The sequence below is a fragment of the Flavobacterium fluvii genome (assembly GCF_900129545.1).
GTDB classification, from domain to species: Bacteria; Bacteroidota; Bacteroidia; order Flavobacteriales; family Flavobacteriaceae; genus Flavobacterium; species Flavobacterium fluvii.
The window spans coordinates 39,500-61,911 of record NZ_FQWB01000004.1; the positions used below are offsets into that span (position 1 = coordinate 39,500).

The window sequence follows — 22,412 nt, forward strand, 5'->3', positions numbered from 1 at the left end:
TAATTATATTTTAAAGAGAAAAGCAAAGATGAAAATCTTCGTTTTTCTCTTTATTTTTGTATCATGAATCCAATTTTTCAATCGGAACCGATAGAACTGCATCTGCCTGATGCAACAATAATCTATTATCCCCATTTTTTTGACCAAAAAGAGGCCGATGCTATTTTTGCCCAATTAAAAAATGAAATCCCTTGGCAGCAAGACGAGATTCGTGTTTATGGAAAAATTCATCCACAACCTCGATTGACTGCTTTATTCGGAAACGAAGGAAAACCATATTCCTATTCGAACATCAAAATGCAGCCGCATCCATGGAACCTGCTTTTGCAAAAAATAAAATCAAGCGTCGAAAGTGCTACCGACACGAATTTCACCACTGTATTACTCAATCTGTATCGCGACGGAAAAGACAGCAACGGTTGGCACGCCGACAACGAAAAGGAATTGGGCGCCAATCCCATAATTGCATCCGTTAGTTTTGGAGCAGAAAGAGTTTTTCAATTGAAACACAATTCGATTCCAAATCTCAAACAAAATATTTTACTCGAGCACGGAAGTTTGCTGCTAATGAAAGGAGCCACCCAACATTTCTGGAAGCATCAAATTCCTAAAACTTCAAAACCCATTGGAGAGAGAATAAATCTAACATTTCGTGTTATCCAATAATTAAGATTATTGAAAAATCATTAGATTTGAAATAAAAAAATTGATCATGGACCAGATTATCGCATACTTTTCAACCATTCCGTCTTCACACAGAAGTTTGATACTTGTTGGGGGAATTACTTTTTTTTGGCTCATAGAAAATGCTTTTCCGCTCTTTAAGTTCAATTATAAAAAGTGGCAACATGCCGGAATCAATTTTTTCCTGACATTGACCACCATAATCATCAATTTTAGCTTGGCTTTCATTCTTTTGAAAACTGCCAATTGGACTATTGCTAATAACTTTGGCGTGCTGCAATGGTTGCCCAAAATGCCGTTATGGCTTTATGCGTTGGTTGGATTGCTGCTGCTGGATTTAATTGGTGCTTATTTGGCGCATTTCATTGAACATAAAGTCCATTTCCTATGGCGCTTTCACTTGATTCACCACACCGACACTTGGGTTGACACCACTTCTGGCAACAGGCATCATCCTGGCGAGAGTGTCATCAGGTTTATCTTTACCACGCTGGGCATCCTGGTTGTTGGAAGTCCAATGTGGATGGTTTTTATGTATCAAACCATTTCGGTTGTTTCGACACAATTTACGCATGCCAATATTTCACTGCCCAAAAAACTGGATGTTTTTTTGAGTTATTTTATAGTTTCCCCAGACATGCACAAAGTTCATCATCACTACATAATGCCTTATACAGACAGTAATTATGGGAATATTTTTTCGATTTGGGATCGAATGTTTGGCACATTCATGTACCTGCCAAAAGAAGAAATTGTTTATGGAATAGACACTTGCATGGAGCCTGAAAACCATAATAGATTGAAGAATTTATTAAAAATACCGTTCCAAAAATACCGTTCTCACAAAAACAATTAAAAACAGTAAAAAAAAATCCCTTTTGGCAAGAAGTAATTATTTTTTTTATTAATATTGGGAATATATTTGAAATCAAACTTATAAATCATCAACATAATACCTGAATTAATTTTCACCTAATGAAAAAGAGTAGTCACAAAGAATTAACATGGGAGCAAACAGAAAAACTTGTTACGTTTGCCTTGGAGGAAAGAAACCCATTTGAAATCATAAAGAAAGAATTTGGTTTAGCCGAAAAAGAAGTTCTTGAAATTATGAAAAAGAAGATGCCCGCAGAAAAATTTGAAATGTGGAAAAAGAAAGCTGCTGCCAGTAAGCCTAAACCGAAACCTCTTAAAATAGACGATTTTGACGAAGATTTAGACGGCAAATATTACATTAAAAACAAACTCGATTAATACTATTATTAAACTCCTATAGGGAGTTTTTTTTATACCTTTACTTACTTCTTAAACACTACAGACTGTAACAATTACGGGGCTTTAGAATCTAATGCTTGAATAAAACCAATTATTGCACATGAAAAAAATATTCTTGGCATTGGTCTTTACCACGGTTCTTTGGAGTTGCAAAACTGCCAATACCCAAACATCCGTTTCCTCAAAATCAAAAGAAGAGGTAGCTGTCAACATCAATCTGACCGACATCAAAAACGACAAAGTTCTCGTTACCATAAATGCGCCATCCATTTTGACCGACACCATCACGTTTCGAATCCCCAAAACGGTTCCAGGAACCTATTCAACAGACAATTATGGCAGATACATTGACGACTTAAAAGCGTATGACTCCAATGGAAATTCATTGGAAGTGAAAAAAATAGACCTGAATTCTTGGTCAATTTCCAAAGCGAAAACTTTGGACAAAATAACCTATTGGGTAAACGACACCTTTGAAACCGAAACTGAAACTGGGGAAAAAAATGGTGATGAAGACATCTTTTCGCCAGCCGGTTCAAACATTGATGCGGGTAAAAATGTAATGCTCAACACCCACTGTTTTGTGGGTTATTTTACGAACTTTATGTCCATTCCTTATCAATTAACGGTTTCGCATCCTGCTGAACTTTGGGGAGCAACTTCCATGATTGACCAAGATTCGACCGCAACCAATGATGTATTTATCAGTTCTAATTATGCAGAATTAGTCGAAAATCCGATTATGTATGCCAAACCAGACTATACCACGTTCACGGTCAATGAAATGGAGATTCTAATTGCAGTCTATTCTCCCACAGGAAAATTTACCGCTGAAAGTATAACGCCGGAAATGAAAACGTTGATGACGGCCCAAAAACATTTTATGGGCAATATCAACAGCACGAAAAAATACAGCATATTGTTGTATCTCTCCTCTTTAAAAAATGACGCCCTTGCTTCTGGAGCATTGGAACATCCCACTGCAACAACTGTCGTATTTCCAGAGATAATTTCAAAAGAACAGCTAATTACGCTGATGAAAGATGTAGTTTCACATGAGTTTTTTCACACCATAACTCCTTTGACCATTCATTCCCAAGAAATTCAAAATTTTGATTACAATGCCCCAAAAATGTCCAAGCACTTATGGATGTACGAAGGCATTACCGAATATTTCTCGAATCTTTTCCAAATCAATCAAGGATTAATTGACGAAACAGAGTTTTACAAACGCATTACCGAAAAAATAGAGAACTCCAAAACAATGGACGACACTATGGCGTTTACAACCATGAGTGCCAATGTACTGACAAATCCATTCAAAGACCAATATTTAAACGTTTATGAAAAAGGTGCCCTCATAGGAATGTGCATCGATATCATCATCCGTGAGAAAAGCAACGGCACAAAAGGAGTTCTTGATTTAATGCGAAAATTATCCAACGAATACGGAGTTTCAAAAGCATTTAACGACGATGCCCTTTTTGCAAAAATCACTCAATTGACTTATCCCGAAGTAGGTGATTTTTTGGAAACTCATGTTTCGGGACCAACACCCATTCCATATGAAATCTATCTTGCAAAAATGGGAGTCACTAAAGTTTTGCTAAAAGCCCCAGCCTATATTTTTGAGAAAGGCAATAAGCAATACATAGCCGTAACTGACAAAAAAAGAGAAATAATAGTGAATTCGGACATGATATTAAATGACTTTTTTACAAATTTGGGACTTCTGGGAGACGACATCATAATAGCCGTGAATGATAAAAATTATACGCCGGACATAGTGGATGAAATACTTTATGATTGTGAAAACTGGAAAGAAAATGACCCTATAACCCTAAAAATAAAACGCAATGGAGTGGAAAAAATCATCAAGGGAACCGTCAAATTACCCTACGAAGATAAAGAAGGCTTTAAAGCTACGGACAATTCCAAATCGGCCCTGAAAGAAGCTTGGCTAAAAGGCTGATGCAAATCCGCAACAAGCAAAAATCCAATTTAGCAATAGATTAGATTTTTTTTGAAATCCTTTAATCAATATTCCCAGTTTCAAAACAATTTTCTTTATTTTGCAAAAAAAATAAACACCAATGAAAAAAGCTATTATTGCATTTGTTACTCTTTTAATTTTGTCTTCTTGCGACAAGAACGAATCAACAACAAATTTACACCTTACAGGAACCATAAAAGGATTAAAAAAAGGAACTTTATATATACAAAAAGTCAAAGACAATAAACTTCTGGCATTGGACACCATAATCATGAATGGCGATTCCAAATTTGAAAGTAACTTGAATATAGCATCTCCAGAAATGCTTTATTTATTCTTGGACAGAGGCGTGACCAATTCATTGGACAACAACATTTCATTTTTTGCCGAACCCGGGAACATAAACATCGAAACCAATCTCGATTCCTATATTGTTGGAGCAAAAATAACAGGTTCCAAAAATCATGATAAATACGAAGAATACAAGAAAATAACCATCCGTTTTAGAGATACAAATCTTGACATCATTGCGGCAAAATTTAAAGCTGCCAAAAACAACAACCAAAAAGCGTTGGACAGTTTAAATGCAATTCAGGACAACAATATCAAACGCAAATATTTATTTGCCACCAATTTTGCCATCAACAACAAAGACTACGAGGTTTCGCCTTATATCGCCTTATCCGACATCTATGACATCAATATCAAATATTTGGACACCATCCAAAAGTCGATGACCCCAAAAGTGGCCAAATCTCTTTACGGAAAGCAGCTGACAGAATATGTGGCAAAAATCAAGAAGGCAAAATAAAGAAACGTTCCATTTCCTAAACCGATTAAAAAAAAGGATTTTAGGTTCTGAAGAAACGAAAACAAACAATAATTGATTACAAGGAAGAATGCATTCTGTTTGACGGAATATATTCTTCCTTTTTTTTGTTCAAGCTAAATTTAATAGTCAAAAATAGTTGGTAAAAATGCCGTGAAGCATTGTAAAATATGATATTCCCGAAAGTTTATTAAAATCCTTTATGTTTTTTGATGATTTCCATCAAAACCTCATATTCAACTTCAGATTAAAAACTCGTGTGGTCATGTAATTGGGAATCGCGTATTGATTTTTGGAATACACGTCGCGAACCCAAGTATTGGTAATCGCGTTTTGATTGTCGAAAAGGTTGAAAATCTCCAATCCAATGGCCAATTCCTTGAAGCTTTTGAGCCATTTTTTGGTGGACGGGTTTTGGGCATCAATCAACACTTTGGAGAAACCCACATCGGCACGGCGGTAATCCCTCAAACGGTTTTGGTACAAATAAGGATCAGAATACGAAGGAGAACCTCCCGGTAATCCAGTGTTGTAAACCAAATTCAGGTATAATTTGATGCTTGGAATATTGGGCATGTAATCTTGGAACAAAAGTGCAAATTTCAATCTTTGATCCGTTGGCCTTGAAATATAGCCTTTGTTGTCGATGTTTTCTTCGGTTTTTAAATAGCCAAAACTGAACCAAGATTCGGTTCCCGGAACAAATTCGCCATTCAGTCTAAAATCAAATCCTTGGGCGTATGCTTTGGCATTATTGGCAGCTTCATAACGAATTCGAACATTGTCCAAAGTATATGGATTGACGACCGTCAACGATTTATAATAAATTTCGGAAACCATTTTGAAAGGGCGTTTCCACATCTTGAAACTATAATCATTGCTCAAAACAACATGAATGGATTGCTGCGCTTTTACGTCGGGTTGCACTACTCCATCGGCATCTCTCAACTCCCGATAAGACGGCGGCTGATGATACAATCCTCCCGAAAGTCGGAAAAACATGTCCTTGTTCCAATTGGGTTTCAAGGAAATTTGTGCTCTTGGACTAAAAGTAACTTGCGTTGAACTAGTAATTCCATCGCCGGAAACATTCCAATTTTGCGAACGTACTCCAGCATTCATCCAAAGTTCGTTGCCTCCCAAATATCCTTTTCGGCTCCATTGCACATAGCCCGAGAATCGGTTGATGTCAACAAAATTTGTCGCTCTCACATTGTTATACGGAACCAATGGACCTGTGTAAGAGGAATAAGGCTGGTCATTTTTAGGCAAAATGGCAATCGGCGGGTTTATCGAAAAACCAGCTGAATCGATCACTTCCCATTCAATCACTCTGTCACGAATGGATTCACGGGTGAATTTCGCTCCCCATTCCAATTGATTTTTTTTGAAATTATGAATCCCTTTTAATTCGGTATTTATGATCAAGGCATCCAAATCGTTGCGAGCGTGATTGAGTTGCGAGCCAATTCCTCTCGTGAAAGCCACATCGCCAAAAGTATCCGAACCAATATTAGAATCCACTTCGCCCAAACGATATTGTGCCAAAATATCAAAATGCTCTTGTTCTTGGGTGTGATAAGCAGAAACAATCCATTTGTAGGTTGACTTTTCCGATGCGGTATACGTAGATTTTACCGCTCCAAAATATGTGGTGTATTTATCTTTTTCCTGACCTTCATAATAAATCAACAACGCCATTGGTTCATCGATGGTTCCAAAATTGGTTTGACGGGTCAACGGTTGGTATTGGTAATCGTTTTGCGAAACATTCCCCAAGAAACTGAATTCCCATTTGTCCGAAGGCTTGAAATTGACATTCGTTTGAAAATCGACAAATGTTGGCGTATAATTGGTTTCTGTTTCTTGGCTGTTTACCAATAGTGAATTGTTGCGATACCGAATTCCGGTAACTTCAGACCATTTTCCGTTTTTGGAAACTGCATCAACAGCTGCGCTTGCACCCAAGAAACTGGCTTCGGCAACGGCTCCAAATTGGGTTGGTTTTCGATACGTGATATCCAAAACGGAAGATAATTTATCGCCATATTTGGCTTGAAAACCTCCAGCCGAAAAATCAACATTTTGAACCAAATCGGTATTGGTAAAACTCAATCCTTCTTGCTGGCCGGAACGAATCAAAAACGGACGATAGACTTCGACTTCGTTTACATAAACCAAATTCTCGTCGTAATTGCCGCCTCGAACCGCATATTGCGTACTCAATTCATTATTGGAATTGACACCAGGCAAGGATTTCAAAATATTTTCGACACCGGCATTGGCTCCAGGAATTTTTCGAATCATTTCGGGTTCTATCGCCGTGATTCCCTGAACTCTTTTTTTGTTGTTTGACGTTATCACGATTTCCCCCATTTGCTCGTCTTGGTCACTCATGACCAAGTTAAACTCATACTCTTCATTCGATTTAAGAGTAATTGTTGCCGTAACTTTTTTTAGGGAAACGTGTGAAAAAACCACGATGGCTTTTTGATTAGCTGGAACGGTCAAGACATAATAACCATTGGCATTTGACTGGGTTCCAATACCTAGGCAAGATACATTTACATTGGCTACAGGCCGATTGTTTTTATCCAGAATAACTCCTTTTACTTGGGCAGATTGAGCAGAGGCCAAAAATCCGAAACAGAAAAAAAAGAAAGCAAGTATTATTTTATTTAAACCCAAAGAATTTGATTTTATGGTTTTTGACTTCTAAAAAAACGAGTTTCAAAGATAGTAGAATTACCTAAATTATCCATGACTATTATTTTTAATTCGTTTACACCTTCTGCGACAATACCATCACTGAAATTGTGGGTTATTTTTTTGGTTTTGTTGTCATATTCGAACAATGCCCATTTTCCGTTCAAATAGCCGTTATAGGATTTTATGCCCGACAATCCATCGCTTATGGTAAATTGGATCGTTTTTTTGTCGCTTATCCATTTTCCTTCAATAGGTTTGGCAATGGAAACAACGGGCGGAACAGTGTCTAGAACCAAGGCAAACTTCCCCAAGGTTTTAACTTTGGTGGTAAAAACATTTCCTTTTCGGGAAGTGGCATTATATCCTATTTTTCCGCCACCAACGGAACCTATGAACAATTTCTCTCTTTGGGCTTCGGTAAATTTTTTATCATCAATTGAAATGGTAAAATTAGAATGAGCGGGAACCGTGTCGTCATGGAGAAACAAGGTGTCGTTCGTCACGTCAAAATTCAAATAGAAATCGTCATAAAAAGTTCCGGCAGGAAAGAAAACCGACATGTTTTCCTTTTCGAAATTGCAATCTTTGCTTGCTTTGACCAAGTATTTCGAAAGAACAGGTTCTTGGGCAATAATTGCGGGCAACACATCATATTTCACGGGAATGGAAACCGTGGTTTTATTACCGTAAAAATCGGAAACTTCAATGCGATAAAGTGCTGTCAAATTAGGTTCGGCCACAAGAACTCCATTGCTTTTACCCGTTTTAATGATGCTCAATTTGAAAGGATTCTTCATGAACAGCTTTTGGACTCTTTGTTGGGTTTTCTTGTATCTTGAATAATCGATTAACGCATTTACATATCGCATTTCGTCAAAAGAATAAGTATCAAATTGATACCCAAAATTGGGTGTTCCGTTGTAAAAAGATTGCACTTTATAAACCCCGTTTTTATTAAACGAAACATCGTCATAATCGAAAGTGTTGATGCCAAAACCAATTTTACCGTTGGCAACCACTTTATCCGCGGTATAAGTACCGTCTTTTTGCAATACCAAGTTGAGCAACAAAGGTCGTTTGGATTGGTTAACGGTCGTTGCCTCATCCAAAGGGTAAACATAAATACCAGAAAACATAGGTTTCTTTGTGTCTTTCATCAATTTGTCAAACCCGAAAAGCATTGGGTTTATAATATATTCGGTAATGTTGTCTCGAAATTCAAAATGCAAATGAGGCCCTTCGGAAGCTCCCGTATTTCCTGAAAGCGCAATGAGTTGGCCTTTCTTGACCACCAATTCACCCGGCTTTAAATACATTTCAATCTCGAAAGATTGCTCCTTGTAATGCGTTTTTTTGATAAAATTCTCGATGGAATCGACAGCTCTTTGCAAATGCCCATAAACAGAAGTATACCCGTTGGCATGCGTGACATAAAGGGTTTTGCCGTTGCCAAAAGTAGAAATCTTGATTCGTGACACATAGCCGTCGGCGACAGCATACACATTCAATCCCTCTTTTTGCATTGTCTTCAAATCAAAGCCGGCATGGAAATGATTGGGTCTCAATTCCCCGAAATTACCGGACAACTGCATCGGAATATCCAGTGGAGACCTGAAATAGTCTTTTGGATACTCTGTCTGTGCGAAAAGAAAACTGGAAAATAACAGGATAAATAGGTGCAATTTCATGGAATACATTTTTGCTAAGGTAAAAAAAAGTACTAAACAAAAAAATACGAAATCACAACAGGCTGCACCACAATAAATTAAACATTTTAATATAAAAAAACAAAGAAAATATTGCAATAATAAAAAGGAATACTAACTTTGTAAGATTATGTAATACGTAGGATAAATTATGAGTGTAATTGCAGAAATAATTGATACTCTTGAAAATAAGATTGGAAAACTTTTTACCAAGATAAATAGTTTAGAGAAGAACAATCAAGATTTGAAAATAGAATTGACTAAAGCCGCAAATACCATACAAAACCAATCTCGCGAGATTGACGCCTTGAAAGCACAGTATGAAACACTAAAAATTGCCAACGCATTATTGGGCAGTGAAGATAATAAAAGAGATACAAAGCTTAAAATAAATTCATTAATTCGTGAAATTGATTACTGTATAGCACAGCTATCAGATTAGTAAAAGATATGGACGAAAAGCTTAAAATTAAAATATCAATTGCAGACAGGGTCTATCCATTGACGGTGGATTTCTCCCAGGAAGAAGGACTTAGAAGTGCTTCCAAGAAAATTGACGTGATGATAAAGCAATTTGAAGAAAATTATGCCGTTCGCGACAAACAAGATGTATTGGCCATGTGTGCCTTGCAATTTGCCTCGCAAGTAGAACAAAAACAAATTGACAACGCCATAAATGGTGACGAAACTATTGAAAGAATTAAAAAAATCAATGCCGTTTTAGATCAATATCTCGATAAATAAACACGTTCTTTACAACAACTAAGATACTGCCTACATTAGTTCATATTTGGTAAACTCAACACTAACAATTTAGAATGAGCAAATCATCGTTACTATAGCAAGCCAATTCAGTTTGGAAGCTTGAACAGCGAGTTAGCTCAAAACTTGTATTTCAGAGTTTATACAAGCAATCTAATGTAGGCTTTTTTTATATATAAATTTTAATAAACTATGGACATTTTAACAATAATTATTTCTGGAATTGTAGGTATTGCTGGTGGTTTTGTCATCGCTAAAGTAATAGAGAAAAGCAATATTTCCAATTTGATCAAAAACGCAAAAAAAGAAGCGTCATCAATATTAAAAGATGCAAATCTTGAAGCCGAAAACATCAAAAAAGACAAAATTCTTCAAGCAAAAGAGAAGTTTATCGAATTGAAATCAGAACACGAACAAGTAATCCTATCTCGCGATCAAAAGATGGCAGAAGTTGAAAAAAGAATTCGTGACAAAGAATCCCAAGTTTCAAATGAATTGTCGAAAGCCAAGAAAGTAAACGATGATTATGAAGCAAAAACATTGGAATACAATTCTAAAATCGAGACTTTAGACAAGAAACAAATTGAAGTTGACAAGCTTCACAAAAGCCATTTGCAACAACTAGAAGTTATTGCCGGTTTATCCACGGAAGACGCCAAAAATCAATTGATTGAAGGCTTGAAAGCGGAAGCCAAAACCGAGGCAATGTCACACATCCAAGACACTATTGAGGAAGCTAAATTAACAGCCCAACAAGAAGCCAAAAAAATCATCATCAACACTATTCAGAGAGTTGGAACGGAAGAAGCGGTAGAAAACTGCGTTTCTGTATTCAACATCGAATCCGATGACGTAAAAGGTAGAATCATTGGTCGTGAAGGAAGAAACATTAGAGCCATTGAAGCTGCAACAGGAGTAGAAATCATCGTGGACGATACGCCGGAAGCCATCATACTTTCCTGTTTTGACCCAGTTCGTAGAGAAATTGCACGTTTGGCTTTGCACAAATTGGTAACTGACGGACGAATCCACCCAGCCCGTATTGAAGAAGTGGTTGCCAAAACTACCAAACAAATCGACGACGAAATTATCGAAGTCGGGAAACGTACCGTAATCGATTTAGGCATCCACGGATTGCACCCTGAGTTGATAAAAGTGGTAGGTAGAATGAAATATCGTTCTTCTTACGGACAAAACTTGTTGCAACACTCTCGCGAAGTTTCCAAGCTTTGTGGAATTATGGCAGCCGAATTAGGATTGAACGTAAAACTAGCCAAAAGAGCTGGTTTATTGCACGATATTGGTAAAGTTCCAGACGCCGAAAGTGATTTACCTCACGCTTTATTGGGAATGCAATGGGCAGAGAAATATGGTGAAAAAGAAGAAGTTTGCAACGCCATTGGAGCGCACCACGACGAAATAGAAATGAAATCATTGTTGTCGCCAATCATCCAGGTTTGTGACGCAATATCAGGAGCTAGACCAGGCGCAAGAAGACAAGTTTTAGACTCTTACATACAACGATTGAAAGATTTGGAAGAAGTGGCTTACGGATTCAGCGGCGTGAAAAATGCATACGCTATTCAAGCTGGTAGAGAACTTCGAGTAATCGTGGAAAGCGAAAAAGTTTCTGACGAAAACGCAGCGACTTTATCTTTTGAAATTTCACAAAAAATACAAACCGAAATGACTTATCCAGGTCAGGTGAAAGTTACAGTTATTAGAGAAACTAGAGCGGTAAATATTGCGAAATAGATTTCAGATAGCAGGTGGCAGATTTCAGATGCCGCATAAATTCATTACAGAAATAATTTTAAAAAAATGACTCGTTGAAAAGCAAGTCATTTTTTTTTTTGACATCTGCTAACTGAAACCTGCCAACTATTTTCTAGGATGGAAAGCATTAATCACTTCGGTCAAAAACCTCCTGTCCAAATGCACATAAATTTCCGTTGTGGTAATTGATTCGTGACCAAGCATTAACTGAATGGAACGCAAATCGGCACCATTTTCCAGAAGATGCGTGGCAAAAGAATGACGCAAAGTGTGCGGACTGATGCTTTTGTTTAAATTTATTTTGGTCGCCAAATCTTTGATTATCGTAAAAACCATCGCTCTTGTCAACTGGCTTCCCCTCCTATTCAAAAACAAAGTATCTTCGTGTCCTTTTTTTATGTTCAGATGCGTCCGCATTTCATCCTTGTAAATTTGAATGTATTTTTGGGTCAATTTCCCAATGGGAACAAAACGTTGCTTATTTCCTTTTCCAGTAATTTTAATAAAACCTTCTTCAAAAAATAAATCAGAAATTTTCAGGGAAACCAATTCCGAAACCCGAAGTCCACAACCATAAAGCGTTTCCAGCATCGCCCTGTTTCTTTCACCTTCGTTGGTACTTAAATCTATGGCAGCAATCAAGGCGTCTATTTCTTCCACCGACAAAGTATCTGGAAGTTTCCGGCCCGTTTTAGGAGTTTCAATCAATTCCATTGGATTGTCTTGACGGTAGTCTTCGAAGATTAAATAGCTGAAAAAACTTTTTAATCCCGAAATTATTCTGGCCTGCGAGCGAGGATTCACTTCTTTGGAAACGCTATAAATAAATTGTTGGATGATTTCTTCGCTTATTTTTACTGGAGAAACAGCAATGGCATTTTCTTCCAAAAAAAGACACAATCGTTCGATGTCAAAAGAATAATTATCGATGGTGTTTTTCGACAAACCTCTTTCGATCCTCAAATAAGACTGATAACTTTTGATATCCGTTTTCCAATTCATGAAAGCAAAGTAACGCTATTTTTGGACATAAAAAAACCTCCCATTTTGTGGAAGGTTTACAATTTTATATTCTAAAGAAATTAGAATTTGTATCCAAGCCCAAATAAAAGTGCGTTAATTTTGAAAGAAGAATCACTATTACCAGCTTTATTCAAGTCGGTCAATCCCAAGTTGTATTTTAAATCCAAAGAAAAATCTTCGCTAACATCAACAGACGCTCCAAAATCTAAACCAAAATTAAACGACTTAACGTAGGAATCTGTATTCAAAATAAATCCAAAATTTGGACCTGCCAGTAAACTAAAATTCTCAACAACTGGAACTTTAGCAAGTATAGGCACTTGAATTTGGCTTAATTCTTTAATATACACATACAATACTTCAGGCTGAACATGGAACTTTTCCGAAACAGCAACATCAGAAAAACCACCCACATAAAAACCAGTATCAGAATCACCTATCATAATTTTTGACGATGCAAAAACACCGCCTCCTTTAACTCCAAACTTTGCATTCTGTGCACTTACAAAACCAATTGTAAAAATGGCAATTGCCGATAAAATATATTTTTTCATCATTTGTTGTTTATTTTTAATAATGTATAAAAGTAAACAATTTTTCATACTAAAAAAAAACCAAACTAATTTAATTACATATAAAAAAGCTACATTACATGGTATTAAAAAGTATTGGGAAAATTACATTGGAACATAAAAAAACCACGCCATACGACGTGGTTTTATAAAATCCAACCAAAATCAGATTACCATCTGTACAATAACCCGAACTGTGGTTGAGCAAAAATGTTGTTGAACAAGTTTACGTTTACATTTAAATCACTTGAATTTGAACCAGATTCCGGATTCACATTGTTGTAACTCAAGATGTTTGCCAATTCAAAGGTGGCAGCCCAATGAGGAGTGAAGAAATAATTCATTCCCAAATCGATATTGGCATTCATTGCACTATTGGTATTCTTGTTGCCATTATTTACCTGAGTTGATATAGAAGAATATCCTAAACCAAGTTCACCATAAGCATTAAAGCTTTTGCTTGCTCCCAATGACAAGAAATAATAACGAGCGAAAGCACCAATGCCGAATGTATTATTCTCAACAGTTCCATTGTCTTGACCTGCAAGAGCCAAAAATCCCCCAACAGCCCATTTGTCGTCTAACATTATTCCCATTTTTGGTGTAAATGACCAGCTATCTTCAACATCGCCTGAACGAAAGCTGAAACTACCTTCTACAAATTTATTTCCTTTAGAGAAACCATTGTTTGCAACTTCTTGTGCATTAGCAAAACCAAATGCGAAAATTGCTACTACTGATAAAAGAATCTTTTTCATGTTTGTTTAGTTTTTGATTTATAATACCTCGAAATTAGGCATTAAAACTAAAGTGGTTTTGGTCACAAATTTATAGTTATCAACAAAATTAATAACAAAATGAGATAATAATAAATTATTAACTATTTACATACGCTTTAATTATCAAAAACACAATTGTACTGAATATTAATCAAAACAATATCGGTTGTCAAGAAAAACACAATAATTAAACATTTAAGGAGTTTTAGAATAAGACCCTAATCTATAAAACTTAAAAAAAATGAGGAATAAAACATTTTTAATTACCGCTTTACTATTTGTCCTGTCTTTCAACACCCAAGCACAGCTATTGCAAATTGGTGCAAAAGTTGGATTAAATTACGCAAATTTTACAGGCTCTGAAATACAATCAGACGCGATAACAAGCTATCACGCTGGATTGATTGCAGAAATTAAACTTATGGACAAATTTGCAATACAGCCAGAGTTATTGTACACTACTCAAGGTGCGAGTTATGATAGAGCTGGCCAAGAATTTAAAAATGAGTTGGGATATATTGCCATACCTGTATTGGCTAAAATATATTTAAGCAAATCATTTAGTCTGGAATTGGGACCTCAAGCTTCATTTTTATTAAGTGAAAAGAATGATTTTGATGTCAACAATTCAAACACATTTGATTTTGCAGTTGATGCCGGATTGAGTTTTAAAATTACCAAAAACATCTTTTTACAAGGACGATATGTTTTAGGATTGACGGAAGTATCAACAACAGCAGAAACAAAAAACTCGGTGCTTCAATTTTCGGCAGGTCTTATGTTTTAACAAAATTAAAAATATAAGTGAATCAAAACCGTTCGTAATTGGAACGGTTTTTTTATTTTTACCAAAATATGATTTATGAAATGAGCATTTCAGAGATGTCATTCAAATATCAATTACGTATGCGAATTGCATATTCCAATAAAAAATAACAAATATTATCTTCGTATGAAAATTTGCATTATCAACGGACCAAACCTCAACTTATTAGGAAAACGCGAACCAGAAATTTATGGTTCCCAAACTTTTGAAGATTATCTGGAAATCTTGAAAAGCAAGTTTCCAAACGTGGAATTTACGTATTACCAAAGCAATATCGAAGGCGAATTGATTGGCAAAATCCAGGAATTTGGTTTTTCTTATGACGGCATTATCCTGAATGCCGGTGCTTACACCCATACCTCGATAGGCATTGGCGATGCCATAAAATCCATAACAACTCCCGTGATTGAAGTCCATATTTCTAATACTTTTTCGAGAGAAAGCTTTCGTCATCAATCCTATATTTCAGGCAATGCCAAAGGAGTGATTCTTGGTTTCGGAATGAAAAGCTATGAATTGGCCATCCTGTCTTTTTTGTAATTCCTCAATTATTTACAGACATTTAGCATTTCATTAAAATAACAAAATTTTATGATTGTATTTTATTCCTACTTGTATATTTGTAGGAAAAAATTACGGTATGAAAAAATTCTACTTGCTCTTGTCTCTTTTAGTTTCATTTTTCTCCTTTGCACAAATTAGGGGAACTATCACTGACAACAAAGGAATTCCGCTTTCGCTTGTAACAATTTTAGAAGAAAACACCTATAACGGGACTTCCTCAAACGAACATGGAAATTATGAATTGAACATCAAAAAAACGGGAAAACACACCATTGTTTTTCAATATTTGGGATTCAAAACCCAGAAAATAACCGTCTCAATTGACAAATTCCCGTTCATCCAAAATATAAAATTGGTTGAAGAAAACCTGTCACTTTCCGAAGTTGTAATCAACTCCAAAGACAATCCTGCCAATGCCGTAATCAGGCAGGCCATTGCCAACAAAAAAGAAAACTCCGAAAAAACGGCTCGTTTCAAAGCCGACTTCTATTCCCGAGGCATTTTTAAAGTCAAAGATTTACCCAAAAAAATATTGGGACAAAAAATTGGCGATTTAGACGGCGCGGTTGACTCAACGGGAACCGGAATTATTTATTTATCGGAAACCGTTTCGAAAATTATTTTTGAAAAACCCGACAATTTAAAAGAACGAATTATTGCTTCCAAAATAAGTGGAGACAACAAAGGCTTCAGCTACAATACTGCCCGTTCAACAATTTATGATTTTTATGAAAACACTTTGGATTTCAACAGCAAAATGATTTCGCCCATTGCCGACAATGCTTTCAACTATTACAAATATAAATTAGAAGGAACTTTTCAGGACGACAACAATTTGATGATCAACAAAATAAAAGTCATTGCAAAACGGGATGCCGAACCTGTTTTTGAAGGATACATTTATATCGTCGAAGATTCTTGGGCAATTTATGCGGTAGATTTAGACATCAAAGGTTATCGAATGCACCAAGAATATGTGGATGTAATGAAGATAAAACAAAATTTCAACTACAACAAAAACAACAAGATTTGGGCAAAAAACACTCAAAGTCTTGAATTTTCCGCCGGTATTTTTGGAATAAAATTCAACGGTAAATTCTCTTATGTTTACAGTAATTACGAATTCGAAAAAGCGTTTGCCAAAAAAACTTTTACCAATGAAATCGTAAGTTTTGAAGACAATTCCAATAAAAAAGACACCACTTTTTGGAACAAAAACAGACCCATACCTCTCACTCTCGAAGAAAGCACTGATTATGTAAAAAAAGACAGCGTACATAAAGTTCGAAATTCCAAAACTTATTTAGATTCAATTGACAAAAAAAATAATAAATTCAAAATTCTTAGCCCAATAACGGGCTATCATTGGAAAAACAGCAGCCAAAAGAAATCGTTCAACTACGATGGTTTACTCAATTTATCCTCTTTGAGTTTCAACACGGTTCAGGGCTGGAACCTGGATTCTGGATTTTCTTTCCGGGATTGGGCAGCCGAAGAAGAAAAAGGAAAATCGACTTCTATAAGCACCAAGTTCAATTATGGATTTTCGGATTATAGATTGCGCCTTACGGCCAATTATTACCATCGATTCAATAATCAAAATTATGCAACACTCACAGTTTCTGGAGGCAGCAAAGTAAACCAATTCAATCCAGAAGAACCCATTACAAAATTCATAAACTCCGTGAGTTCCTTGTTTTTTGTTGACAATTACATGAAATTGTACAACAAGGAATTTGCAGGCGCAACTTACGCTCAAGACTTGGGCAATAATTTTAATCTGAAAGGAAAATTGGAATACCAACAACGAAAACCTTTGTTCAATACCACAGACCATGTTTTTGTCAAAAGCGACGACATTTACAGTTCCAACAATCCGCTGTTGCCCGACGATAATTTGACTCCGGCATTCGAGGAACATCACCTCACAAAAGCTTCCGTTCTTGCCAGAGTAAATTTTGGAACCAAATACATTTCAAGACCTGACGGAAAATTAAATATCAGAAACTACGACTATCCAACACTATATTTTGGCTACGAAAATGCTTTTGCTTCCAATGAAAACAAATACCAATTCCAATTAATCACAAGTCAAATCAGGTATGATTTTAATGCCGGAAACAAGGGAACATTGGGAATAAACCTAAAAGCGGGAACTTTCATTCACGGCGAAAACATCTCGTTTGTGGATTACAAACATTTCAACGGAAACAGGACACACATTGGAACCACCGACCGTTATTTGAACGTTTTCAACTTACTGCCTTATTATTCCAACAGCACAAATGATTCGTATTTCGAAGCCCATTTGGAGCACAACGACAAAGGCTATATTATGAATAAAATTCCATTGTTGAACAAATTGAATTCTACTTTGGTTTTAGGATTTCATGCTCTTGCCGTTCCTGAGACAAAACCATATACAGAAGTTACAGTTGGCCTGGACAACCTAGGTTTTGGAAAACTAAAGGTATTTCGTTTTGATTATGTTCATTCTTTCCAAAACGGGGTACAAGAAAACGGAGTCGTTTTTGGACTTAAAATCTTGAATATTTTGGAGTAAATTCTAATAATTCGTCGGTTCAATATGAATTAAAACGTGACCTAGTTCAGGTATTGCTGCTCTTAAAGTATCTTTTAATAAATGTGATATGTCGTGACCTTCCTTCACGCTAATATTGGCATTGACAATGGCGTGCAAGTCAACGTGGTATTTCATTCCCGCTTTTCGAATAAAACATTTCTCGGTATTTACGACTCCATCCACTTGTTGGGCCACTTTCCTGATTTCGACAATCAAGTCTTCGTTCAGATGTTCGTCCATGATTTCTCCAAGGGCTGGCCTGAAAATTAAATAACTATTGTAACATATGAATCCAGCCGCAAAAAGTGCCGCCCAATCATCTGCAGATTCGTATCCTTTTCCCAAAATCAAGGCAATCGAAATTCCGACAAATGCCGCCACCGATGTTATTGCATCGCTTCTGTGATGCCAAGCATCGGCTTTCAACGAAGAACTATTGGATTCCACGCTTCTTTTCATCACTATTCGAAAGGAATATTCCTTCCAAATAATTATGGCTCCAAGAACAAAAAGCGTCCAAGTTTTTGGCAATTCGTGAGGGGTTCCAATATTGATGATACTCTCGTAAGCAATAATTGTTGCCGAAGTAATCAAGAAACCTACGACTAAAAAAGTAATTAGAGGTTCGGCTCGTCCATGTCCATAAGGATGATTTTCGTCCGGCGGTTTATTCGAATACTTGATTCCGAACAAGACCAAAAATGATGACAAAATATCGGTAGTCGACTCGATGGCATCGGCAATCAAAGCATAGGAATTTCCAAAAAAGCCTGCCAATCCCTTGATTAAAGCCAAACAGACATTGCCCACTATACTAAAATATGTGGCTTTTACTGCGGTTTGCTCGTTTGTCATTTTTGGATATTTTATTAATCTAACGGGAGTATTTTATTACCCTTTTATAAACACGGATTCCACAGATTTGCACAGATATTTGAAGTAGTAAATACCCTAATTTGTGAAAATTTGCGGAATCAGTGTTACTGTTTTTATGCTCGAACAATTTTGGCTCCGATGGCTCTCAATCGTTCGTCAATTCGTTCGTAACCTCTATCGATTTGTTCTATATTTTGGATAGTGCTGGTACCTTTTGCCGAAAGCGCCGCAATCAACAAAGAGATTCCCGCTCTAATATCTGGTGAAGACATCGTTGTGGCTTTCAATCTTGATTTAAAATCATGACCAATCACAACAGCCCTGTGCGGATCACACAAAATAATTTTGGCTCCCATATCAATCAATTTATCCACGAAAAACAAACGGCTTTCGAACATTTTTTGATGAATCAAAACATCTCCCCTGGCTTGAGTCGCCACAACAAGGACAATACTCAATAAATCCGGGGTGAATCCTGGCCAAGGCGCATCCGAAATCGTAAGAATGGATCCGTCGATGTCCGTTTTCACTTGGTAACCATCTTTATGTGATGGAATGTAAATATCGTCTCCTTTTTTTTCCAAAGTAATTCCCAGTTTTCTGAAAACGTTTGGAATAAGTCCCAAATTTTCCCAGCTCACGTCTTTAATGGTAATTTCGCTTCTGGTCATTGCCGCCAATCCTATCCAGCTTCCTATTTCAACCATGTCGGGAAGAATTCTGTGCGTGCATCCACCAAGACTTTCAACACCTTCGATAGTCAACAAGTTTGATCCAATACCCGAAACTTTGGCTCCCATGGCATTCATCATTTTACACAACTGTTGCAAATAAGGTTCGCAGGCAGCGTTGTAAATGGTTGTTTTTCCTTTGGCCAAAACCGCAGCCATGACGATATTGGCAGTTCCAGTTACAGATGCTTCGTCCAACAACATATCGGAACCTATTAATCCATCTGTAGCTTCAACACCATAAAAATGGTCTTCTTTATTGTAACGGAATTTTGCACCAAGATTTATGAATCCTTCAAAATGGGTATCCAATCTTCTACGTCCAATTTTGTCGCCACCCGGTTTTGGTATATATCCCTTTCCGAAACGTGCCAAAAGTGGCCCAACAATCATGATGGAACCTCGAAGCGAACCGCCTTCTTTCTTGAAAGCTTCAGTTTCTAAATACCCCACATTGACCTCGTCAGCTTGAAAAGTAAAAGAGCCTGGGCCATTTTTTTGGATTTTAACGCCTAAATTTCCCAAAAGGGTAATCAGTTTGTTAATGTCGATTATATCTGGAATATTATTGATGATTACTTTTTCAGGTGTCAACAATACGGCGCATAGAATTTGCAATGCTTCGTTTTTTGCTCCTTGTGGCGTTATTTCTCCTTTTAGGCTAATGCCTCCTTCTATTTTAAAAATTCCCATTTTTTATTTATGATTTACGAATTACGAATTACGAATTAATTGCTTTTGAATAAAAACTCTTAATTCAAAACCCATAACTAATTTTACAAAGGTTTTCTATTTTGGTTCTTATGTGCTGGGTTTGACTTTCCTGCTTTTAGATTTTTGTTGCTTTGAATTTTTGGCTGGCCAACTGGAGTAATTTTATTGGAAATCCTCTTGTTGGTTCGCAATAAATCCGTGGTTGTCAAAAGCTCTTCGGTACTTTGAATCAAATTCAGTTTTCCATCGGAGAGTTCATATAGATGTTCGAAAATAACGTCATCTTTCACGGTGTCTTTATTCCAACTCAAATAAGATTTTTTCATGTGATTGGCAATCACTTTCACCAAGGCATTTTTCATCTCACCTTCCTCCCATTTATTGGCCACATCAATCATGTACTTGATGTTGTTGCCATAAAATCGATATTTTGGAAAATTTTGCGGGTATTTCAAAACATCGGGTTTCAGTTGCAATACTTCACGGGTTGGCACAGGATAAGGAGATTCTACATCCAATTTAAAATCGGACATTATAAAAAGTTGGTCCCACAATTTATGCTGAAAATCAAGCACGTCACGCAAATGGGGATTCAAACTTCCCATAACCTGAATGATGTATTTTGCCGCTTTATTGCGCTCTTCCCTGTCTTCAATCGCGGTGGCTTGGTCAATCAATTTTTGCAAATGACGACCGTATTCCGGAATAATCAAATGCGGTCTTTCAGCATTATATTCCAAATGATGCACGACATCGTTAGAGTTTTCTTTTATATATTTTGAATTCATATATGTATAAGTTGTTTTTTAGTTGTCATATATGGTATCGCCTTTTTATTTATTGGTGTTTGCTTACGCAAACTTTTTTTTAATGGCGATTTCATGTTTGAATTATTTTACTGTTTTAGACATGGGTATAATGCCTGTTTAAAGAGTAATCCTCTTTCGAGAATCTAGCTGCTCGCTATGTTTGTTTTGATTTATAGGGAAATAATACCGTCAATTGAGGAAACTTCAATGTATTTATCAATTACTGCCTGAGAATCTTTCATGGTAACGTCAACAGAAATACTCGTGAATTTTCCGGTTTTGGATTTTGTCGTTTTTATGACTGCTCCCAAACAATTAAAGGCTTCTTCAACACGCAAAACATTGTCGTTTACAGACGGTACAATAAATTTATATAAATAGGTAGCTGGCCAAGTAGTGCTCAAATCCAACTCCACTTTCAACCTGTCATAAAATTCTTGAGTGTTCTTATCCATGCTATAATTAAAAATAAAAGCAAATATACAGTTTTGATTTTAGATTTGGGATTTAGGGTTTATGATTTTTAAAATAAAGAAAAGACGGTCCAAGATAATTTTTCTAAATTCCAATAACTTTAGGTAAATTTGCGGCTTATTTTAAAAATGTGGGCAAAGAAATCATAGTCATTATCGGCGGACCAGGAACCGGCAAAAGCACTATCATCGATGGATTGATAGGCAAAGGATTTTGTTGCTATCCCGAAATCTCCCGACAAGTAACCTTGGATGCACAAAAACAAGGCATTGAACAACTGTTTCTTGAAAACCCGCTGCTTTTCAGCGAATTATTATTGGAAGGAAGAAAAAAACAATTCAATAGCGCCTTGGAAGAAAAACAAGACGTGGTTTTTATCGACCGGGGAATTCCTGATATCCTGGCTTACATGCACTACATTGGCGACAACTATCCAACCCATTTTGACTTGGCTTGTCGTGAAAATTTATACACCAAAATCTTTATTCTTCCGCCTTGGGAAGAAATATATGTGAGCGACGAAGCCCGCTACGAAAACTTTGAACAAGCAAAACTGATCCATGATCATCTTACGGAAACCTATCAAAATTATGGATACAAACCCATAGAAGTTCCAAAAGGCAGTGTAGATAATAGAATTTTATTTATCTTAGATGAAATTTCTAGATAATTTAGGAGATTTAAACTTTGAGTTTTGAACTTTTTAATGGCTAATCAACAACTCCT

The 22,412-nt window shown here is 36.4% G+C and carries 21 protein-coding genes; 12 read left to right on the forward strand and 9 right to left on the reverse strand.

The window, feature by feature from the left end; all coding sequences use genetic code 11:
- The first annotated feature begins 63 nt into the window (after window positions 1–63).
- From BUC16_RS10105 to BUC16_RS10130, 5 genes are all read left to right on the forward strand, one after another.
- A complete protein-coding gene (locus tag BUC16_RS10105; RefSeq protein ID WP_073370316.1) occupies window positions 64–666 on the forward strand; it encodes an alpha-ketoglutarate-dependent dioxygenase AlkB family protein in 603 nt (200 codons plus the stop codon).
- 46 nt (window positions 667–712) lie between these two features.
- A complete protein-coding gene (locus BUC16_RS10110) occupies window positions 713–1,540 on the forward strand; it encodes a sterol desaturase family protein (RefSeq protein WP_073370317.1) in 828 nt (275 codons plus the stop codon).
- A gap of 119 nt (window positions 1,541–1,659) precedes the next feature.
- Entirely contained in the window at window positions 1,660–1,938 is a 279-nt protein-coding gene (locus BUC16_RS10115; protein WP_073370319.1) for a DUF2805 domain-containing protein, read from the forward strand.
- Window positions 1,939–2,059: 121 nt separating this feature from the next.
- A complete protein-coding gene (locus BUC16_RS10120) occupies window positions 2,060–3,931 on the forward strand; it encodes a M61 family metallopeptidase (RefSeq protein WP_073370320.1) in 1,872 nt (623 codons plus the stop codon).
- 121 nt (window positions 3,932–4,052) lie between these two features.
- Window positions 4,053–4,763 (forward strand): DUF4369 domain-containing protein, encoded by a 711-nt coding sequence (locus tag BUC16_RS10130; protein ID WP_073370323.1) that lies wholly within the window; start codon window positions 4,053–4,055, stop codon window positions 4,761–4,763.
- A 240-nt stretch (window positions 4,764–5,003) separates the two neighbouring features.
- Here the strand turns inward: BUC16_RS10130 and BUC16_RS10135 are convergent, their stop codons facing one another.
- Window positions 5,004–7,469: a TonB-dependent receptor gene (locus BUC16_RS10135; RefSeq protein ID WP_073370325.1), complete on the reverse strand. Its 2,466-nt coding sequence runs from the start codon at window positions 7,467–7,469 to the stop codon at window positions 5,004–5,006.
- A gap of 11 nt (window positions 7,470–7,480) precedes the next feature.
- Complete coding sequence (locus BUC16_RS10140; RefSeq protein ID WP_073370755.1) at window positions 7,481–9,178, reverse strand: M23 family metallopeptidase; 1,698 nt, start codon at window positions 9,176–9,178, stop codon at window positions 7,481–7,483.
- A gap of 169 nt (window positions 9,179–9,347) precedes the next feature.
- Here BUC16_RS10140 and BUC16_RS10145 point away from each other — a divergent pair, with 169 nt between their 5' ends.
- The 3 genes from BUC16_RS10145 (at window position 9,348) to rny (ending at window position 11,713) form a co-directional block, all read left to right on the forward strand.
- Entirely contained in the window at window positions 9,348–9,638 is a 291-nt protein-coding gene (locus BUC16_RS10145) for a coiled-coil domain-containing protein (protein WP_073370326.1), read from the forward strand.
- 8 nt (window positions 9,639–9,646) lie between these two features.
- A complete protein-coding gene (locus BUC16_RS10150) occupies window positions 9,647–9,940 on the forward strand; it encodes a cell division protein ZapA (protein WP_073370328.1) in 294 nt (97 codons plus the stop codon).
- Between the two features lie 210 nt (window positions 9,941–10,150).
- The gene (gene rny, locus BUC16_RS10160; protein WP_073370329.1) at window positions 10,151–11,713 is read left to right on the forward strand and encodes a ribonuclease Y; all 1,563 of its coding nucleotides are present in this window, start codon (window positions 10,151–10,153) and stop codon (window positions 11,711–11,713) included.
- 126 nt (window positions 11,714–11,839) lie between these two features.
- Here the strand turns inward: rny and xerD are convergent, their stop codons facing one another.
- The 3 genes from xerD to BUC16_RS10175 all read right to left on the reverse strand — a co-directional run bounded on the left by xerD (window position 11,840) and on the right by BUC16_RS10175 (window position 14,087).
- Window positions 11,840–12,736, reverse strand: coding sequence for a site-specific tyrosine recombinase XerD (gene xerD, locus BUC16_RS10165; protein ID WP_073370331.1), 897 nt, complete (start codon window positions 12,734–12,736; stop codon window positions 11,840–11,842).
- 80 nt (window positions 12,737–12,816) lie between these two features.
- A complete protein-coding gene (locus BUC16_RS10170; protein WP_073370332.1) occupies window positions 12,817–13,359 on the reverse strand; it encodes a porin family protein in 543 nt (180 codons plus the stop codon).
- 140 nt (window positions 13,360–13,499) lie between these two features.
- A complete protein-coding gene (locus BUC16_RS10175) occupies window positions 13,500–14,087 on the reverse strand; it encodes an outer membrane beta-barrel protein (RefSeq protein ID WP_073370334.1) in 588 nt (195 codons plus the stop codon).
- A gap of 262 nt (window positions 14,088–14,349) precedes the next feature.
- Between BUC16_RS10175 and BUC16_RS10180 the strand changes: the two genes are divergently transcribed.
- The 3 genes from BUC16_RS10180 to BUC16_RS10190 all read left to right on the forward strand — a co-directional run bounded on the left by BUC16_RS10180 (window position 14,350) and on the right by BUC16_RS10190 (window position 18,061).
- The gene (locus tag BUC16_RS10180; protein WP_073370336.1) at window positions 14,350–14,895 is read left to right on the forward strand and encodes a porin family protein; all 546 of its coding nucleotides are present in this window, start codon (window positions 14,350–14,352) and stop codon (window positions 14,893–14,895) included.
- 165 nt (window positions 14,896–15,060) lie between these two features.
- Window positions 15,061–15,474, forward strand: coding sequence for a type II 3-dehydroquinate dehydratase (gene aroQ / locus BUC16_RS10185; protein ID WP_073370337.1), 414 nt, complete (start codon window positions 15,061–15,063; stop codon window positions 15,472–15,474).
- A gap of 100 nt (window positions 15,475–15,574) precedes the next feature.
- Window positions 15,575–18,061 (forward strand): DUF5686 and carboxypeptidase regulatory-like domain-containing protein, encoded by a 2,487-nt coding sequence (locus BUC16_RS10190; RefSeq protein WP_073370339.1) that lies wholly within the window; start codon window positions 15,575–15,577, stop codon window positions 18,059–18,061.
- 3 nt (window positions 18,062–18,064) lie between these two features.
- Here BUC16_RS10190 and BUC16_RS10195 read toward each other — a convergent pair whose 3' ends face one another.
- The 4 genes from BUC16_RS10195 to BUC16_RS10210 all read right to left on the reverse strand — a co-directional run bounded on the left by BUC16_RS10195 (window position 18,065) and on the right by BUC16_RS10210 (window position 21,667).
- Entirely contained in the window at window positions 18,065–18,937 is an 873-nt protein-coding gene (locus BUC16_RS10195) for a cation diffusion facilitator family transporter (RefSeq protein WP_073370340.1), read from the reverse strand.
- Window positions 18,938–19,071: 134 nt separating this feature from the next.
- Complete coding sequence (murA, locus tag BUC16_RS10200) at window positions 19,072–20,382, reverse strand: UDP-N-acetylglucosamine 1-carboxyvinyltransferase (protein ID WP_073370342.1); 1,311 nt, start codon at window positions 20,380–20,382, stop codon at window positions 19,072–19,074.
- A gap of 83 nt (window positions 20,383–20,465) precedes the next feature.
- A complete protein-coding gene (locus BUC16_RS10205; RefSeq protein WP_073370343.1) occupies window positions 20,466–21,191 on the reverse strand; it encodes a DUF4290 domain-containing protein in 726 nt (241 codons plus the stop codon).
- A 191-nt stretch (window positions 21,192–21,382) separates the two neighbouring features.
- Window positions 21,383–21,667, reverse strand: coding sequence for a DUF493 family protein (locus BUC16_RS10210; RefSeq protein ID WP_073370345.1), 285 nt, complete (start codon window positions 21,665–21,667; stop codon window positions 21,383–21,385).
- A 149-nt stretch (window positions 21,668–21,816) separates the two neighbouring features.
- Between BUC16_RS10210 and BUC16_RS10215 the strand changes: the two genes are divergently transcribed.
- Window positions 21,817–22,356, forward strand: coding sequence for an AAA family ATPase (locus BUC16_RS10215; RefSeq protein ID WP_073370347.1), 540 nt, complete (start codon window positions 21,817–21,819; stop codon window positions 22,354–22,356).
- The last annotated feature ends 56 nt before the right edge of the window (window positions 22,357–22,412 follow it).

Bases quoted from the DNA above. Each gene is read 5' to 3' on its own strand.
- BUC16_RS10105 (WP_073370316.1), top strand. From the start codon at position 64: ATGAATCCAATTTTTCAATCGGAACCGATAGAACTGCATCTGCCTGAT.
- BUC16_RS10110 (WP_073370317.1), top strand. From the start codon at position 713: ATGGACCAGATTATCGCATACTTTTCAACCATTCCGTCTTCACACAGA.
- BUC16_RS10115 (WP_073370319.1), top strand. From the start codon at position 1,660: ATGAAAAAGAGTAGTCACAAAGAATTAACATGGGAGCAAACAGAAAAA.
- BUC16_RS10120 (WP_073370320.1), top strand. From the start codon at position 2,060: ATGAAAAAAATATTCTTGGCATTGGTCTTTACCACGGTTCTTTGGAGT.
- BUC16_RS10130 (WP_073370323.1), top strand. From the start codon at position 4,053: ATGAAAAAAGCTATTATTGCATTTGTTACTCTTTTAATTTTGTCTTCT.
- BUC16_RS10140 (WP_073370755.1), bottom strand. From the start codon at position 9,178: ATGAAATTGCACCTATTTATCCTGTTATTTTCCAGTTTTCTTTTCGCA.
- BUC16_RS10145 (WP_073370326.1), top strand. From the start codon at position 9,348: ATGAGTGTAATTGCAGAAATAATTGATACTCTTGAAAATAAGATTGGA.
- BUC16_RS10150 (WP_073370328.1), top strand. From the start codon at position 9,647: ATGGACGAAAAGCTTAAAATTAAAATATCAATTGCAGACAGGGTCTAT.
- rny (WP_073370329.1), top strand. From the start codon at position 10,151: ATGGACATTTTAACAATAATTATTTCTGGAATTGTAGGTATTGCTGGT.
- xerD (WP_073370331.1), bottom strand. From the start codon at position 12,736: ATGAATTGGAAAACGGATATCAAAAGTTATCAGTCTTATTTGAGGATC.
- BUC16_RS10170 (WP_073370332.1), bottom strand. From the start codon at position 13,359: ATGAAAAATTGTTTACTTTTATACATTATTAAAAATAAACAACAAATG.
- BUC16_RS10175 (WP_073370334.1), bottom strand. From the start codon at position 14,087: ATGAAAAAGATTCTTTTATCAGTAGTAGCAATTTTCGCATTTGGTTTT.
- BUC16_RS10180 (WP_073370336.1), top strand. From the start codon at position 14,350: ATGAGGAATAAAACATTTTTAATTACCGCTTTACTATTTGTCCTGTCT.
- aroQ (WP_073370337.1), top strand. From the start codon at position 15,061: ATGAAAATTTGCATTATCAACGGACCAAACCTCAACTTATTAGGAAAA.
- BUC16_RS10190 (WP_073370339.1), top strand. From the start codon at position 15,575: ATGAAAAAATTCTACTTGCTCTTGTCTCTTTTAGTTTCATTTTTCTCC.
- BUC16_RS10195 (WP_073370340.1), bottom strand. From the start codon at position 18,937: ATGACAAACGAGCAAACCGCAGTAAAAGCCACATATTTTAGTATAGTG.
- murA (WP_073370342.1), bottom strand. From the start codon at position 20,382: ATGGGAATTTTTAAAATAGAAGGAGGCATTAGCCTAAAAGGAGAAATA.
- BUC16_RS10205 (WP_073370343.1), bottom strand. From the start codon at position 21,191: ATGAATTCAAAATATATAAAAGAAAACTCTAACGATGTCGTGCATCAT.
- BUC16_RS10210 (WP_073370345.1), bottom strand. From the start codon at position 21,667: ATGGATAAGAACACTCAAGAATTTTATGACAGGTTGAAAGTGGAGTTG.